Genomic DNA, 15,505 nt, shown 5'->3' on the forward strand with positions numbered 1-15,505 from the left:
GGCGTGAAGCTCACGACCCTGCGCCCGGAGCAGGCCGCCTACATCGGCGTCCCGGTCGAGGGCCCGTACAAGCCGGACCACTACCGCTACTGATGTCGTACGTACGTGATCCTTGGCTCCCGGACCGGTTGTTGCGTACGGAACGGGACGCGCTGATGCCGCTGCTGCGGCGCACACCGGAGGCGTCGTTCCAGTCGCGGACAGCCTGTCCGGGCTGGACGGCCCGGCAGGTGCTCGCCCACTGCGGGGCCGCCCTCGTCCGGATCGTCGAGGGCCGCCTGGAGGAGGGTGTCTTCCTGCCGGAGGCGAACGCGGCGGACGTCGCCGAGCGCGAGTCATGGCCGCTGGGCCGGATCCTGGACGAGCTGGAGCGGGGCTTCTCCGAGGCGGGCCCGGTGATCGCGGAGACGGCGGACGGGACGCTGGACGCGGTGGCACTGGGGGAGTGGGTCCACGCGGGCGACGTCCGGGAGGCCTTCGGTGAACCGGGCGCGTACTGCGGGGCGGCGAGCCTGGAACTGGCGCTGCCGCTGCTGTCGGTGACCAGCCGCGAACGGGAGACGCCGCGCCTGGTGGCCGCGCTGGAGGACCGTCCGTCCCCCGTCGTCCTCGGAAACGAGCTCCCCGACCGCCCGCCGGCCCGCTACACGGGTGACGCGGCGACCTTGATCCGCCTCTACTCGGGCCGCCCGCTGGTGCGTACGCGGTACGAACTCTGGGGCGCGACCGAACAGGAACTGCTCATCTACCGCTGACCGGGAAAGGGCGGGGTGCGTCCCCCTCGCTCCGCCCTTCTCCCCTCCCCTTACCCCCGTTGTGGGCATTCGTTCCGCTGGGGCGGAGCGGGTGGGCACAACGGACGGCGCCCTTGCGGGCGAGTCCGCTCCGTGGCCCCAGCCCCACGGGCCCGCGCCCCAGCGCCCCGGGCCCGCGCCCCAGCGCCCCGGGCCCGCGCCCCACGCCCCGGGCCCGCGCCGTGGGCCCCCGGAACCCCGCCCCCGCAGACGAAGGGCACCTTCATGCTCACGACCCTCGACCAGCTGCTCGCCGCCGAGGCGCACGCACGCCCCGACGACACCGCCGTCGTCCAGGCCGACGAGACGCTCACCTTCCGTGAGCTCCACGAAAGCGCCGCCGGCCTGGCCACGTACCTCCAGGACCTCGGCGTCGCCCCCGACGACCGCGTCGGCGTCCACGTCGAACCGTCACTCGAACTGGTGATCGGCACCTGGGGTGTCGTCTGCTCCGGTGGCGCCTACGTCCCGCTCTCCCCGGAGTATCCCGAAGAGCGGCTCCGCTACATGATCGAGGACAGCGGCGCCCGTATCGTCCTCACCCAGGAGCGCTTCCGCGACCGCGTCACCGAACTCGCGCCCCCCGGCACCGCCGTCGTCACCGTGGAGGACGGCGGCCGGCTCCTCCGGCGCACCCCTGGCGGCGAGAACGCGACGCGCGACATGAGCGCGAGCCGGCTCGCGTACGTCATCTACACCTCCGGCTCCACCGGCAAGCCCAAAGGCGTCATGATCGAGCACCGCTCCATCGTCGCCCAGATGCGCTGGATGGCCGCCGAACACCACCTCGGGCCCGGCGCCGTCGTCCTGCAGAAGACGCCCATGAGCTTCGACGCCGCCCAGTGGGAGATCCTCGCCCCCGCCGTCGGCGCCCGCGTCGCCATGGGCCCGCCCGGGGTCTACCGCGACCCGGAGGGCATCATCGACGCCGTGCGCGCCCACCGCGCCACCATGCTCCAGTGCGTCCCGACCCTGCTCCAGGCCCTGCTCGACACCGAGCGGTTCGCCACCTGCGCGACCCTCCGCCGCGTGTACTCCGGCGGCGAGATCCTCTCCCGCAACCTCGCCGTCCGACTGCTCGCCGAGCTGCCGGCCGAGGCCGAGCTGGTCAACCTCTACGGCCCCACCGAGTGCACCATCAACGCCTCGTCCCACACCGTCGACCGGGCCACCGTCGCCGACGGCCCCGCCGCGATACCGATCGGCAGACCGGCGTACGACACGGCCTTCCACATACGCGACGGCGAGCTGTGCGTCGGCGGTGTCCAGGTGGCGCGGGGGTACCTGGACCGTCCCGAGCTGACGGCAGAACGTTTCATCACCCTGGAGACGGGCGAACGCCTCTACCGCACCGGCGACCTGGCCCACCTCGACCACGACGGCACCGTCCACTTCGCGGGCCGCGCCGACAACCAGATCAAACTCCGCGGCTTCCGCGTCGAGCTCGACGAGATCGCCCTCGCCATCGAGAACCACGACTGGGTCAAGAACGCGGCCGTCATCGTCAAGGACGAGCCCCGCACCGGCTTCCAGAACCTCGTCGCCTGCGTGGAGCTCTCGCCCAAGGAAGCCGCACTCATGGACCAGGGCAGCCACGGCGCGCACCACCAGTCCAAGGAGAGCAAGCTCCAGGTCAAGGCCCAGCTCTCCAACGCCGGCACCCGCGACGCCGCCGACCTCGCCGGCCGCCCGGTCGTCGAGCTGCCCGGCCGCACCCCCTCCGCGCGCACGCGCCGCACCGTCTTCGCCCGCAAGACCTACCGCTTCTACGAGGGCGGACAGGTGACCGCGGCGGACATCCTCGCCGCCCTCGACCGCCGCCCCGAGGGCGTCGGCTCCCGCGCCGTCGGCACCCTCACCGCCGCCGACCTCGGCGACATCCTGCGCTGGTTCGGCCAGTTCACCAGCGAGGAGCGGCTGCTGCCCAAGTACGGCTACGCCTCGCCCGGCGCGCTGTACGCGACCCAGCTGTACGTGGAGGTGTGCGGGATCGCCGGTCTGGAACCGGGGGCGTACTACTACCACCCGGTCCACCACCGCCTGTATCTGATCGAGCCCCTCGCCGCCGAGGGCGAGCCCTTCCTCCGCGTCCGCTTCGTCGGCGAGAAGTCCGCCATCGAACCGGTCTACAAGAACAACATCCGCGAGGTCCTGGAGATCGAGACCGGCCACATGGTCGGCCTGTTCGAGGAGATCCTGCCCGGCTACGGACTCGACATCCGGCCGCGGGCCGAGGGGGAGGGCTTCGAGCTTGTCCCGTACGACGAGGAGGCCAGGACGGAGCCGGAGGTCGACCTCTACGTCCAGGCCCACCCCGACCGGATCGCGGACCTCCCGGCGGGTCAGTACCGGTACCGCGACGGCGCGCTGTGGCCGGTCTCCGCCGACCTCGTCGAGAAGAAGCACGTGATCGCCATCAACCAGGCCGTCTACGAACGCGCGAGCCTGGGCATCACCGTCATCAGCCGCACGGCCGACGCCACGCTCGCCTACGTCGACCTCGGCCGCACCCTCCAGCGCCTCCAACTCGGCGAACACGGACTCGGGTTCATGTCGTCCGGCTACAGCTCCATGTCCGGCCACGCCCTTCCGGCCGCCCGCCGCATGGACGCCATCCTGGACGCCGCCGGGCGCCCGACCGGCCCCTCGTACTTCTTCGTCGGCGGCCGGGTCAGCGAGGAGCAGCGGTTCAGCGAGGGGATGTACGAGGACACGGTCCACATGAAGGGCCCGGCCGAGATGATCCGTGACGACCTCGCCCGCCACCTGCCCGACTACATGATCCCCAACCGGGTGGTGGTCCTCGACCGGCTGCCGCTCTCCGCCAACGGCAAGGTCGACGCCAGGGCGCTCGGTGAACTCGCCGTCGTGAACGCCGGTCTCCACGGCCGGCCGCACGTCCTGCCCCGCACCAGGACCGAGACGCGTCTCGCCGAGATCTGGGCGGCGGCGCTGAAGTACGAGGAGGTCGGGGCCGTCTCCGTACAGGACGACTTCTTCGAGTCCGGCGGCAACTCGCTGATCGCGGTGGCGCTCATCATGAAGATCAATCGCGCGTTCGGCGCCCGGTTGCCGCTCCAGATCCTCTTCGAGTGCCCGACGATCGAGAAGCTCGCCCACCGGGTGGACGGCGCGGCCGCCACGCCGGCCTCCCGGCTCGTCCGCCTGCACGCGGCGGGCGAGCGCTCACCCGTCTACTGCTGGCCCGGGCTCGGCGGCTACACCATGAACCTGCGGTTCCTGGCGGAGGAGATCGGAATCGACCGCCCCTTCTACGGCGTGCAGGCCCACGGCATCAACCGCGGCGAGACGCCGTACGACACGATCCGCGAGATGGCGGCGGCCGACGTGGAGGCGATCCGGCGCCGGCAGCCGGCGGGGCCGTACACGCTGTGGGGGTACTCCTTCGGTGCCCGCGTCGCCTTCGAGTCGGCGCACCTTCTGGAGGCGGCGGGGGAGCAGGTGGAGCACCTGTTCCTGATCGCGCCGGGTTCGCCGAAGGTGCGGTCGGAGTCGGCGGCCGGGGGCGCCTCGTACGGGAATCCCGCCTTCGTCGCCATCCTCCACTCGGTCTTCGCGGGCGCGCTGGAGGAGGTGCCGGTGAAGGACGCCGAGTCGTTCACGGCGTACGTGTCGGAGCGCTTCCCGGCGCTCGACCCGGAGCTGATCCGGCGAATCGTCGCCATCGTGGAGCGGACCTTCGAATTCACGTACACCTTCCGGGAATTGACCGAACGGCGGGTGAACTGCCCGGTGACGATCTTCAAGGCGCGGGGCGACGACTACTCCTTCCTGGAGACGACGCGGGGGTGGGCGTCCCGCCCGCCGACGGTGGTGGAACTGGACGCGGACCACTACAGCCTGCTGCGGGAGCCGGACCTTCAGGAGTTGGTGAAGAAGATCAGATACCGCCTGGGCCACTAGGGGGCGTCTCGCCCCGCCGACCTGCTACTGGGGGCCGGCCCATGGGTGTTCAGGAAGTATCGCTTCAGCATCCACTCCGCGACCCGTTTCCCTGTGGCGCTGGCGACGGTGTCCGCTGTCCTCGTGTGGATTCCGGACCATACGCGCGCGTCGACGACGTCGCGGACGTAGTCCGCGGAGTATTCGTAGTGCCGGGTGGTGCCGGTGCTGGGCGAATGGATGTCGAGGTCGACGCGGGAGGTGCCGAACATCTCCTCCAGGGTCCGCATCAGGGCTCCCGCCGTGGAGGCGTGGCCACTGAGGTAGTCGGGGTGCGCGGGCGTAGTGAGAAGGGGTTCCCACGTCGGATCCGCCCGGGTGGCGGGATTGTTGTCATTGTCCGCCTCACGGACAGCGGTGATCGGCCGCCACGTGGCGTAGTGCAGCTTGGCGTCCCAGGCGGCGATCATCGCGTCCATCATGACGGTGTTCGCGGCGGCGTACAGCCGAGCCGTCTCGGAGATGTCGAAGGCGTGCCGTGCGGCGTGGTCACCCAGCGCCTTCGGGATCTCGACACGGGCCGCGAACAGCGCCGTCTCCGTCTGCCAAGCACTCCGGAGGGAACCGCTCTTCGCGCCGTACGCCCTCACTTCCGCCAGATCCCGCGCGTACCGGGCCGAGGTCGGCTCGGGAGGCGGGCCAGGGCGAAACTGGCTGGGCTCATCCATGAGGAACGGGCGCAACCGACCGATCCACGCCGTGGTGAAGTCTCTGTGGTCAGGCGGCGCCGGCCGCCACCCACCGGGGACCGAGAGGGGCGAGAACGGCACCGAAGCACCTCGCCCATCGTTCGCGCGCAGGGCCATGATGTGTTTCGCCGCCCGCTCCCCGAACGCTACTCCCGACTGCTCCGCGGGTCCGTCCGGGACTCTCGCCAGTGAAGCCGTCCACGCGTTCTCCAACATGGGCCCGGCCTTCGGGAACCCGGCCAGCAGCATCCGGTACGCCGCCGTCGCGGCAGCCGCCTCGGCCGACGCACCGTGCGGAGCACGCGCTCGCCACCGGTACGGGGCATAGCGACCCTCGATGCCCACCACTGCGTTGTACATGGCCAGTGACACATACGCGTGCCACACCGCCTCCTCCGGAGCACGCAGCAGCCCCTCCGGGTCCACGGTCGCGGACACCCTTTCCGCCCACTCCGTGATCACCGACGAGTCGGTCTCCGGCTTCGGGGCGGTGGTCGCCGCCCCGGCGGGCTGACTGCTCAACGTTCCCATCAGCAGCAACGTCGCGACCGTCGCCGCCCTACCCCTGCTGACCACTCTGGTGCGCATCGCGGGTTCCTTCTGTCCAAGCATCTCGGCATGCCCCCCCCAGAAACATGCACCCTGTGGGAGACAGCAACGCCGGACCGAGGCCGAACCAACCGTCTGAGCGTTCGCACCACCCGCTCGGCGGTCGGATGCCGGGGGCACCGGACAGGGACGAGCACGCGCATGTGCGGCGGCTCGGCAGCGTCACCCACACCGAGCACTGGGGCCTGCCCGGCCGTGGTCCGGATGGGCGCGGCCCTGGTGCGGTGCCCCGGGCGGGCTGTTCGACTGAGGAGCACCGAGCCCCCGACCGGAGAGCGAGTGCCACCATGGCGGTCATCGTCGTCATCGAGATGCCGGGCGTCACGCAGGAGCAGTACGAGGAGAACAGCGAGAAGCTCACCGGCGCGCCGTGGTGGCCGGCCGAGGGCTTCATCGCCCACGCCGGGGGCAAGACCGACGACGGCTGGATCGTGGTGGACCTGTGGGAGTCGGCGGACGCGTTCCGCGCCTTCACCGAGAAGGCGCTGCCGATCCTGGAGTCCTCCGGAATGACGGCGGCCCGCCCGAAGGTCTACGAGGCGTCGCGCGTGGTGACGCGCTAGGGAAGCGCTGCGGGCCGGGCGGTCGCGCCCCGGCGCCCCCGTGCACCCTCCTGGTCGGGAAAATCCTTTGCCGGGGGCCGGGCCCGGGCGCCACTCTTCGGCGTATGACTTCCCCTTCCGACTCCCGCCCCGTGGCGGACCTCTTCTCCCCCGCCGGACGCCTGAAGGCGATCCCGCGCAGGCCGGCCCGCCGGGAGCAGCTCCTCGCCCACCTGGCCGAGACGCTCTTCGAGCCCGCCCGCGCCTACACCGAGCGCGAGGTCAACGAGGCGCTGCTGACCGTCCACGACGACTTCCCGGCCCTGCGCCGCTATCTCGTGACCGGTGGCCTGCTCTCCCGTACGAAGGACGGCGCCCGCTACCACCGACAGCAGCAGCCCGGCTCCCCCGGAGGCGCGATCCCCGCCGTCGCGTGACCGCCGCGGTGGTGGCCGGCCTGCTGGCCGGCTACGGCATCGCGATCCCGGTCGGCGCGGTCGGCGCCTACCTGGTGGCGGTCACGGCCCGCACCACCTGGCGTACGGGAGCGGCCGCGGCGCTCGGCGTCGCCACGGCGGACGGTGTCTACGCCCTGGTCGCGGTGGCCGGCGGCGCGGCCCTCGTCCCGTTGCTCACCCCCGTCATGACCCCGCTGCGCTGGGCGTCGGCGCTCGTTCTGGTGGCGCTGGCGGCCCGCTCGGCGTGGACGGCGCTGCGCGCGTACCGGGCGCGGACGCTCGCGGGGAGAGACGATGACAGCCTCCCCACGCCCCTGCGCGCCTATCTGACCTTCCTCGGCATCACGATCCTCAACCCGATGACCGTGATCTATTTCGCGGCCCTCGTCCTCGCCACCGGCCCGTCGGCCCCGACGACGGCCGTCGACCAGACCGCCTTCGTCCTGGCCGCCCTCGCCGCCTCCGCCAGCTGGCAACTCCTCCTGGCCACGGGCGGCACCCTCCTCGGCCACACCCTGACGGGCCCGCGCGCCCGCCTCACGACGGCCCTGGCATCGAGCACGCTGATCACGGTGCTGGCGGTGCACCTGGTGGCGTGACCGTGTACGGGGAGGCGTCGGCTACGTGGTCACGACCCGGTCTCTTCCCGTTCCTCCAGAACCTGGAAGTCGAGAAAATCCTCGGCGTTCTCCTGCAGCCAGCGCAACGCCCTGGCACGGTCGTCCGACTCGCTGCCGGGCGTAGGCGGCCAGCATGGCGTCGTCAACGCCGGAGCCCCTGCGCCGCCGACGCCTTGATCGCGTCGACGAACGGGCTCCAGGCGGCGGCGGTGAGCACGAGGACGGGGCCGTGGGGACGCTTGGAGTCCCGGACGGGGACGAGGCCGGGAGCGTCGTCGGCGACTTCGAGGTGTACGGCTCCTCATGGACGACGACGCGTACGACATCCGCCCCGACATCGACGCCCTCCGCGCCGCCCTCGCAGCTCACGGCATCACTCTGCCGTCGCTCGGCGTCGACGTGGTCACCCTCACCGGGTGTTCGGTCCGCCCGCCGCTGGTCGCGCTCGGCAACTGCAACGTGGCGACCGCCCGCCAACTCGCGGGCGTGCTGCGGCAGGCGGCCGAAGGGTGAGCCGGTCGTCCCTGCGGCTGGAGTTGCTGGCCCTGCCCAAGGCGGTACCGGAGCTGCGGGCCGTCCTGCGGGAGCGGTACGGCGGCGAGGGCTGCCCCGATCTGCAGCTCTGTGTCTCGGAGTTGCTGACCAACGTCATCGCCCATGTCGGGGAGGGCACCCCGGTCACTCTCCATGTGACGGACACGGCCGACGGCCGGACCCGTGTCGAGGTGAGCGACCCCGACCCGCGCGTGTGGCCGGTCCTGCGGGAGGCGACCGGCGCGTGCGAGTCGGGGCGGGGGCTCGCGCTGCTGGAGGCCGTGTCGACGCGGTGGGGGGTGGGGCAGGGGCCCGGCGGCAAGACGGTCTGGTGTGAGCTGCCGAGCCCCCGGCCGGCGGGCGCGTGCCCGTGAGTTCCGGGGCGGCCGCGGTCTCGGTGGCCGCCCTGGGAGTCTCAGACCCGCGAGCCGCCGGTGGCCGGCTCGCGCCACATCTGCCAGAGGGTGGGGCCGCCGTCCGGGAGTTGGAGGCGGCCGATCTCCGTGAAGCCGAAGTGGGCGTAGAAGGCGAGGTTCGCCTCCTTGGAGGACTCCAGGTAGGCCGGGGCCCCTTCGGCGTCGGCGTGGGCGAGGCCGGAGCGCAGGAGGGCCGCCCCGCGGCCCCGGCCCCGGACGGCGGGGTCGGCGCCGAGCAGCGCGAGGTACCAGTGCGGACGCTCCGGCGTGTGCGCGGCGGCGAGTTCGACGCCCGCCCGCAGGCGGGCCGCCCGCGGGCCCAGGATCTCGATCAGGGCACCGATGGTCTCCTGATCGGGCACCGCCTTCTCGCGCGCCTGCGGCGGGACCCAGAACGAGGCGGCGGCCCCGTCCCCGGTGACCTCGCAGAAGCCGTGGGGCTGGTACTGGCGGGTGAAGAGCGTCGTGAAGTACCGGCCGAGGCCGTCGGTACGACCGGCCTCGTCGGGGAAGAGCCACCGCATCATCGGGTCGTCGTCGAACGCCGCGGCCATGGCCCGGCCGACCGCCGGCGCGTCGCCGGGACCGGCCGCCCGGGGGGCGGGGGCGGTGGAGGAAGCGGAGGTGGCGGAGGAAGCAGGAGTATGTGACTGCATGTGCCTGATTCTGACGGTTGTTGACCGGGCGGTTTCATCCGCCCCCCGGTCCTGCGCGCCCCTCGTGCCATCCCGTCCGCCTCAGTCGATGTGCACGATCTGGAACGCCTCCGCCATCCGGCCCGCCGGCAGGCCCCCCGCCGTCGCGTGTTCGCTGAGCCACTCCCGTAGCAGCCCCGCCAGGTCGTCGAAGTGTGCGGTCTGGGAGGTGTGGATCCGCAGCGCCTGCACCTTGCGGTCGAAGACGCCGGTGACGTCGACGTACTGATTGGGCGTCGGGCCGGTCATCAGCCAGAGTTCGTGGACGATCCACGGCTCCAGGCCCTCTTCCTTCAGCAGCTCCGGGTGGGCGAAGGGGTTGCGGGCCTCCGGGTAGACGGCGCGCAGGCAGGCGTCGCCGACCGCCCGGTGGTCGGGGTGGAGGTCGGCGACGCGGGCCCAGTTGATCTCGGGGGAGGGGATGATCGCCCGCTGCGGGCGTACCTCGCGTATGACACGGCACAGGTCGCGACGCAGTTCCACGCTGGGCTCGACGAAGCTGTCGGGGTAGCCGAGGAAGCGGACGTCCGCGACGCCGCTGAGCTTGGCGGAGTGGACCTGTTCGGCGCGGCGCAGGTCCGCCATCGCCTGACGCGGGAGCCGTTCGTCGTAACCGCCGGCGCCGCCGTCCGTGACGATGCAGTACGTGACACGGGTGCCGCGCTCGATCCACTGCATGACCGTGCCGCTCACGCAGAACTCGATGTCGTCCGGGTGCGCGGCCACCACCAGCAGGGATGCGGGGGCGCTGCGGTCTGTCTGATCGGTCGCGAAGTCCTCCATGGGGCCAGCCTGTTGGGGCGGCGGGAGCGTCGCAAGGCCATGTCGTGGCGTGAACTGGACATGGCACTTACGCGCCATTCAAAAACTTGGTAGATTCAAATCATTGGGTGCGACATGAGACTTGCGGCCGGCCGGGTCACCGGCGGCCGCGGACGAACCGGAGGCGACCGGCAATGTGCAGGATTTTCGGCTCCTTCGCCGCCGGGGCGGCCCGCCCCGAGCCGGCCGAGCTCGCGGCGGTCTCCGCCCGCCAGCGCCACGGCGGCCCCGACGAGCACGAAGTGCTCAGCGGGGCCGGCTGGTCGCTGGGGTGCGACCGGCTCGCCGTCACCGACCCCTGCGGCGGGCAGCAGCCCTACCGGCTGCCGCACCTGCCCGGGATCCTCGCCGTCCTCAACGGCGAGATCTACAACCACACCGAGCTGCGCCGGCACCTCGCCGCCCGCGGTCACCGCTTCCCCGACCGCTGCGACGGCAACGTGCTGCCCGCGCTCTACGCCGAGTACGGGCCGGCCTTCGCGGACCACCTCGACGGGATGTTCGCCGTCGCCGTGCTCGACCTGCGGTCCGGGACGTCGGCCGGCCCTCGACTGACCCTCGCCGTCGACGACATGGGCATGAAGCCGATCCACCTCCACCACGACCCGCACGACGGCTCGATCCGGTTCGCCTCCGAGATCCCGGCGCTCCTCGCCTTCGAGGGCGTACGGATCTCCCCGCGCGAGGACACCCTGGACACCGTCCTCGCCACCCGTACGTCGTTCTCCGCCCGCACCGCGCTCGACGGCATCGACGTGCTGCCGCCCGGTGCCACCGCCGTCGTCCGGCCCGGCTGCGCACCCGTCGTCCGGCGCCGGGCCCCGCACCCGGCCACCCCGGTGGGCGACGCGCAGGACGTGCTCCGGCGAGAGGTGCGGCGGCTCGCCCGCGCCGAGGTGCCCGTCTGCGCGATCACCAGCGGCGGCCTCGACTCCGGGCTCGTCACCGCCCTCGCCGCCGAGTACGCGCGCGAGGTGGACGCGCCGCCGCTGCACACCTTCCACCTCACCTACCGCGGCACATGGCCCGACTCCGAGGCCGCGTACGCCCGTTCCGTCGCGCGCCGGGCCCGGACCACGCACCACGAGGTCGCGATCGACCCCGACGAGCTGGGCTCGCTCCTGACCCGTACGGTCCGCCACCTCGGCCAGCCCAACGCCGACCCCATCGCCCTCTCCACCTACGCCCTGTTCCGCGCCGTACGGGAGAACGGCTTCACGGTCGCGCTGGCGGGCGACGGCGCCGACGAACTCTTCGGCGGGTACGACCGGATGCGCGCCGCACTGGACGCGCCGGAGGGCGCGGACTGGGCGGGGGCCTACGCGGACGCGCTGTCGGCGGCCCCCCGGATGCTGCGCGAGCACCTCTACACGCCCGCGTACCGCGCGTACATCGCCGAGCAGGGCTCGGCCGCCGACCGGATCGAGCAGGAGCTGCGATCGGCCGAGGCGGTGGGGGCGGACCGGCTGACGGCGATGACGGCGTTCGAGACGCGGTGGCGGCTGCCCGCGTACCACCTGCGGCGCGTGGACCATCTGTCGATGGCGTGGGGGGTCGAGGCGCGGATGCCGTTCTGCCAGCCGGGCGTCGTGACGTACGCGCGCTCGCTGCCTCCTGAGGCGCGGCGAGGCAAGCGCGCGCTGTACGAGGCGGGCCGCGACCTGCTGCCCGCACCGGTCCTGAACCGGCCCAAGCAGCCGTTCACCCTGCCGATCGCGGCCATGCTGGCCCCGGGCAGTCCGCTGCTCGACACGGTCCGCGAACTCCTCTCCCCGGCCCGCCTGGTCCTCGGCGGCAAGGTCCGGGCCGACCGCGTCCGCAAACTCCTCGCCCGCCAGCTCGAACACCCTTCGCAGCGCGACGCGCTGGCCCTGTGGGGCCTCGCGGTGCACGAGCTGTGGACCGATGTCGTCCAGGGCATGCGGATCCCGGTCGGCTGTGCGGCGTGACGCCCACGGGCGTGGCGCCCGGGCGAGCGGGGTCGTCGCCACCGTCGTACGGGCCGAGGACGCCCCCGGGCCCACGCTCGTCGTGGAACTGGACCAACTTCCCCGTGGGGCCCTGGCCTTGCGCGGGGAGCTGGTCGCCCTGCGGCGGGCCCTGGCGGGGACGCCGTACGCACAGCTGAGCAAGATCGCGCTGTACGGGCCCTCCGCCCGGCCCGGCCACGACCTCGACTACCGCTTCGTACAGGCCCTGCCTGACGGCGGCTTCGACTTCCGTACCGGCTGCGGCCACTCGCTGCTCGCCTGCGTGGTGTCCGCCGCGCGGCCCGGGCCCCTCGCCGTGCACGCGGTCACCACGGGCGACGACGTCCTGTGCCGACCGGAGCCCCCGCCGAAGGGTGCGCCGCGGCGGCCGGGCTCCCCGTCGTACACCCTGCGCTTCCCGCGGCCCCCCGACGCCCCCGGCACCTTCCCCACCGGGCAGCCCGTCGACGTCCTCGGCGGCCTGCCCGTGTCCCTTGTGCGATACGGCAATCCGTACGTGTTCGTCGACGCCGCGCACCTCGGGATCCACACCGCCGGCGCGCTGTTCCGGACCGGTGACGGGATCCTCCGCCGGCTCCTCGCGCTGCGGGCGCACGCCGCACGCCGGCTCGGGCACCCGCCGCACTCCGCGCTGCCGAAGATCGCCATGTTCACCGTGGACGGAGGCCGCACGGCCGTCCGCGCCCTCACCGTCGGCGGCTGGCACCCCCGGCTCGCGCTCACCGGGGCCGCCGCCCTCGCCGCCGCCGCGTACGCCGAAGGCACCGTCGTGCCGCGCCTCGACGGTCCCGTGGCCACCCCCGGCGGCCCCGTCACCGTCTCCTCCGGCACCCACCACGTCGCCGTCCACCACAAGCGCGCGGCCGTGCTCGAACGTCTCGAACTGCCTTGGCGTATCCACGCAACGGCGTGAACGCGCACCGCTCTCACCGGTCTCCGACGCCGTTTCCTCTGCCACGCTGAATTCGACCGCATTCGCCCGCTGGGCAGGGGAGAGCAGACGAGCATGAAATTCGAGAATCTGCGTGTCGTCGTGACCGGAGCGTCCCGCTATTTCGGCCGCGCGCTCGCCGTCGGATTCGCGCATCTGGGCGCCGAGGTCTATGTGTCGGCCCGCACCGTCGAGGCCGCCGAGCGCACCCGTACCGACGTCATGGGCTCCGCCCGTGACCGTATCCACGCCTTCGGCTGCGACCTGAGCCGGCCGGCCGAGATCCGGGAGTTCGCCGCCAAGGTCGGCGAGCGCACCGACCGGGTCGACCTGCTGGTCAACAACGGTGCCCGGTGGCTCGACGGCATGGATCTGGAGGCGGCCAGCGACGACCAGATCGTGGAGACGATCGAGTCGACCGCCGGCGGCACCGTCCTGATGGTCAAGCACTTCCTGCCGCTGCTGCGCGGCTCACTGCGGCCGGACATCGTCAACATGGTCGCGGTACGGGACGCCGAGGGCGCCTCCGCCGCCACCGCGGGCGCCGCACACGAGGCGTTCTGGGCGGCGAAGAGCGCGCAGGCCGGTTTCGCCGACATTCTCTCCCGGCGGCTTCGCCCCTCCGGAGTCCGCGTCTTCTCCCTCTACCCGCCGGATTTCTCCATCTCCGATCCACGCTTCGCCGAATGGGACGGAGCGAACCCGGACGGAATAGCACCCGACGAGAAGCTCACCACGCAGGCGCTCTTCGAATGCATCGTCTATGCCGTCGAACAGCCGCGTGACTGCTTCATCCGCAGCTTCCACTTCGAACCTCGCTGACGCTCAGGAGGTCCCCATGAGCACGCCCGTCTGGATCACCGCGACCCCTCCCGCCACCCACGGCGAACTGCACATCGGTCATCTCGCGGGGCCGTACGTCGCCGCCGACGTCCTCACCCGGTTCCTGCGCGCCGAGGGCGAAGCCGTACGGTTCACCACCGGCACCGCCGACCACGCCAGCTCCGTCGAGGTCCGCGCCCTGCGTCACCACCGCAAGCCCGAGGAGGTCGCCGAGGGTTACCGCGCGGCGATCACCGCCGACTGGCTGCGCTCCGGCGTGGAGTTCGACCACATCGTCCGGCCCCGCCGCGACCGCGGTTACGGCCGCTGGGTGCAGGAGCTCTTCAGCCGCATGTACGCGCAGGGCGTCATCGCCCCGCGCACCCGGCTGCTGCCCTACTGCGAGCCCTGCGAGCGGTGGCTGTACGGCGCTCACGTCACCGGCACCTGCCCGCACTGCGGCGCGGCCAGCGACGGCGGGATGTGCCACGAGTGCGCCCGCCCCAACGACGGCGGCGATCTGATCGCGCCGCGCTGTTCGCTCTGCGACACCCCGGCGCTGCCCAAGCGCTGCCGCCGGCTGTACGTGCCGCTGGAGCCGTTCCGCGAGACGCTCGCCGACTACTGGGCGACGGCCGGGCTCCCGCCGCGGCTCGCCGCGCTGTGCGAGTCGCTCGTCGAGGACGGTCTGCCCGACATCGCGGTCGGGCACCCGGCCGAGTGGGGTCTGGCGGTGCCGGTCGAGGGCTTCCCCGACCACCGCATCGACGGCTGCTTCGAGGCGGCGGCGATGCATCTGTTCGGCTACGACACCAAGGGTCCGCTGCCCCGCCGCGCCATCCACTTCTGCGGCTTCGGACACGCCTTCTGCCACGCCGTGCTGCTGCCCGTGCTGCTCCTCGCCCAGGACGTCAAGCTGCCGCAGGAGTTCTGCGTCAACGAGTCGTACGTCATCGAGGAGGGTGTCCAGGAGGGCAACGTCTGGGCGCTGGACCTGCTCACGGAGTACGGCTCCGACACGCTGCGGCGGCACGTCCTCCAGGCCCGCCCGACGGGTCGCCGTACGGTCTTCTCCCGCGACCGGCTCGCCGCCGCCCGCCACGAGCTGGACGAGTCCTGGAACAGCTGGCTGTCGCGGCTGTTCGCCTCCGTGCGCGAGGAGTGCGCCGGCCTCGCCCCGCAGGCGCTGCCCGGCGGCACCGGCTGGGAGATCCTGGAGCGGCGGCTGCACCGGGCCGTGGACGATCTGCGGGACGCCTACGGTCCGGACGCCTTCGACCCGCGCCGCGCGGTCGCCGTCCTCGACGAGATGGTCCGTTCGGTGGCCGACTTCGGCCATGTCAACGCCCACGAGCGCTGCCGGCCGACCACCGCCTGCCGTCACCTTCCCGCGCTGGCCGCTCAGTTGGCCTTCGCGTCGGCGCTGTCGGCCTGGGCGCGGCCGGTGATGCCGGAGGGCGCCGACCGCCTCGCGGCCGCGCTCCAGGTCGAGCCGGGGCGGTCGGTCGACTGGCACGCCCTGACCGGTCCGCTGCCGGGGACCCGGCTCGCCCCGCCGTCCGGTCCGGTCTTCGGTTTCTGAGAACCCGCACTACTAAGCAACTAAGTATCACAGTAGT

Annotated in this window: 16 protein-coding genes and 1 pseudogene; 13 read left to right on the forward strand and 4 right to left on the reverse strand. The window is 72.5% G+C overall.

What is annotated here, in order from left to right:
- The 3 genes from ABZY12_RS18500 to ABZY12_RS18510 form a co-directional block, all read left to right on the forward strand.
- A partial coding sequence (locus ABZY12_RS18500; protein WP_350978958.1) for an adenosylhomocysteinase occupies nucleotides 1-93 on the forward strand: 93 nt, incomplete at its 5' end.
- Nucleotides 93-755, forward strand: a complete 663-nt coding sequence (locus tag ABZY12_RS18505; RefSeq protein WP_356891492.1) for a maleylpyruvate isomerase family mycothiol-dependent enzyme — start codon at nucleotides 93-95, stop codon at nucleotides 753-755. The genes ABZY12_RS18500 and ABZY12_RS18505, both read left to right, overlap by 1 nt.
- A 264-nt stretch (nucleotides 756-1,019) precedes the next feature.
- On the forward strand, nucleotides 1,020-4,718 hold the full coding sequence (locus ABZY12_RS18510; protein ID WP_356891494.1) for an amino acid adenylation domain-containing protein: 3,699 nt from the start codon (nucleotides 1,020-1,022) through the stop codon (nucleotides 4,716-4,718).
- Here ABZY12_RS18510 and ABZY12_RS18515 read toward each other — a convergent pair.
- Nucleotides 4,715-5,347 (reverse strand): vanadium-dependent haloperoxidase, encoded by a 633-nt coding sequence (locus ABZY12_RS18515; protein ID WP_356891496.1) that lies wholly within the window; start codon nucleotides 5,345-5,347, stop codon nucleotides 4,715-4,717. The genes ABZY12_RS18510 and ABZY12_RS18515 overlap by 4 nt on opposite strands.
- A gap of 457 nt (nucleotides 5,348-5,804) precedes the next feature.
- Here ABZY12_RS18515 and ABZY12_RS18520 point away from each other — a divergent pair, with 457 nt between their 5' ends.
- From ABZY12_RS18520 to ABZY12_RS18535, 4 genes are all read left to right on the forward strand, one after another.
- Entirely contained in the window at nucleotides 5,805-5,960 is a 156-nt protein-coding gene (locus ABZY12_RS18520) for a hypothetical protein (protein WP_356891498.1), read from the forward strand.
- Between the two features lie 382 nt (nucleotides 5,961-6,342).
- On the forward strand, nucleotides 6,343-6,618 hold the full coding sequence (locus ABZY12_RS18525) for a hypothetical protein (RefSeq protein ID WP_356891500.1): 276 nt from the start codon (nucleotides 6,343-6,345) through the stop codon (nucleotides 6,616-6,618).
- Between the two features lie 104 nt (nucleotides 6,619-6,722).
- Nucleotides 6,723-7,034, forward strand: a complete 312-nt coding sequence (locus ABZY12_RS18530) for a DUF2087 domain-containing protein (RefSeq protein WP_356891502.1) — start codon at nucleotides 6,723-6,725, stop codon at nucleotides 7,032-7,034.
- Entirely contained in the window at nucleotides 7,031-7,654 is a 624-nt protein-coding gene (locus tag ABZY12_RS18535) for a LysE family transporter (RefSeq protein ID WP_356891504.1), read from the forward strand. Before ABZY12_RS18530 ends, ABZY12_RS18535 begins: the two co-directional genes overlap by 4 nt.
- Nucleotides 7,655-7,817: 163 nt before the next feature.
- Here the strand turns inward: ABZY12_RS18535 and ABZY12_RS18540 are convergent.
- Nucleotides 7,818-7,910: pseudogene (locus tag ABZY12_RS18540) on the reverse strand (DUF397 domain-containing protein); the annotation flags it as partial.
- 68 nt (nucleotides 7,911-7,978) lie between these two features.
- Between ABZY12_RS18540 and ABZY12_RS18545 the strand changes: the two are divergent.
- Both ABZY12_RS18545 and ABZY12_RS18550 read left to right on the forward strand, forming a co-directional pair.
- Nucleotides 7,979-8,188 carry a hypothetical protein gene (locus tag ABZY12_RS18545; protein ID WP_356891506.1) on the forward strand — a complete coding sequence of 70 codons (210 nt, stop codon included), beginning with the start codon at nucleotides 7,979-7,981 and terminating at the stop codon, nucleotides 8,186-8,188.
- Nucleotides 8,185-8,583: an ATP-binding protein gene (locus ABZY12_RS18550; RefSeq protein ID WP_356891508.1), complete on the forward strand. Its 399-nt coding sequence runs from the start codon at nucleotides 8,185-8,187 to the stop codon at nucleotides 8,581-8,583. The genes ABZY12_RS18545 and ABZY12_RS18550 overlap by 4 nt, the downstream gene beginning before the upstream one ends.
- A 41-nt stretch (nucleotides 8,584-8,624) precedes the next feature.
- Here the strand turns inward: ABZY12_RS18550 and ABZY12_RS18555 are convergent, their stop codons facing one another.
- Nucleotides 8,625-9,281 (reverse strand): GNAT family N-acetyltransferase, encoded by a 657-nt coding sequence (locus tag ABZY12_RS18555; RefSeq protein ID WP_356891510.1) that lies wholly within the window; start codon nucleotides 9,279-9,281, stop codon nucleotides 8,625-8,627.
- Nucleotides 9,282-9,362: 81 nt separating this feature from the next.
- Nucleotides 9,363-10,103: a PIG-L deacetylase family protein gene (locus ABZY12_RS18560; protein WP_356891512.1), complete on the reverse strand. Its 741-nt coding sequence runs from the start codon at nucleotides 10,101-10,103 to the stop codon at nucleotides 9,363-9,365.
- Between the two features lie 173 nt (nucleotides 10,104-10,276).
- Here ABZY12_RS18560 and asnB point away from each other — a divergent pair, with 173 nt between their 5' ends.
- From asnB to ABZY12_RS18580, 4 genes are all read left to right on the forward strand, one after another.
- Nucleotides 10,277-12,091, forward strand: coding sequence for an asparagine synthase (glutamine-hydrolyzing) (asnB, locus tag ABZY12_RS18565; RefSeq protein ID WP_356891514.1), 1,815 nt, complete (start codon nucleotides 10,277-10,279; stop codon nucleotides 12,089-12,091).
- Nucleotides 12,081-13,046 (forward strand): PrpF domain-containing protein, encoded by a 966-nt coding sequence (locus tag ABZY12_RS18570; RefSeq protein ID WP_356891516.1) that lies wholly within the window; start codon nucleotides 12,081-12,083, stop codon nucleotides 13,044-13,046. Before asnB ends, ABZY12_RS18570 begins: the two co-directional genes overlap by 11 nt.
- A gap of 93 nt (nucleotides 13,047-13,139) precedes the next feature.
- Nucleotides 13,140-13,886: an SDR family oxidoreductase gene (locus tag ABZY12_RS18575; protein WP_356891518.1), complete on the forward strand. Its 747-nt coding sequence runs from the start codon at nucleotides 13,140-13,142 to the stop codon at nucleotides 13,884-13,886.
- A 16-nt stretch (nucleotides 13,887-13,902) separates the two neighbouring features.
- Nucleotides 13,903-15,468, forward strand: coding sequence for a class I tRNA ligase family protein (locus tag ABZY12_RS18580; protein ID WP_356891520.1), 1,566 nt, complete (start codon nucleotides 13,903-13,905; stop codon nucleotides 15,466-15,468).
- The last annotated feature ends 37 nt before the right edge of the window (nucleotides 15,469-15,505 follow it).

The organism is Streptomyces sp. NPDC006551 (genome assembly GCF_040611675.1).
Classification (GTDB): Bacteria; Actinomycetota; Actinomycetes; order Streptomycetales; family Streptomycetaceae; genus Streptomyces.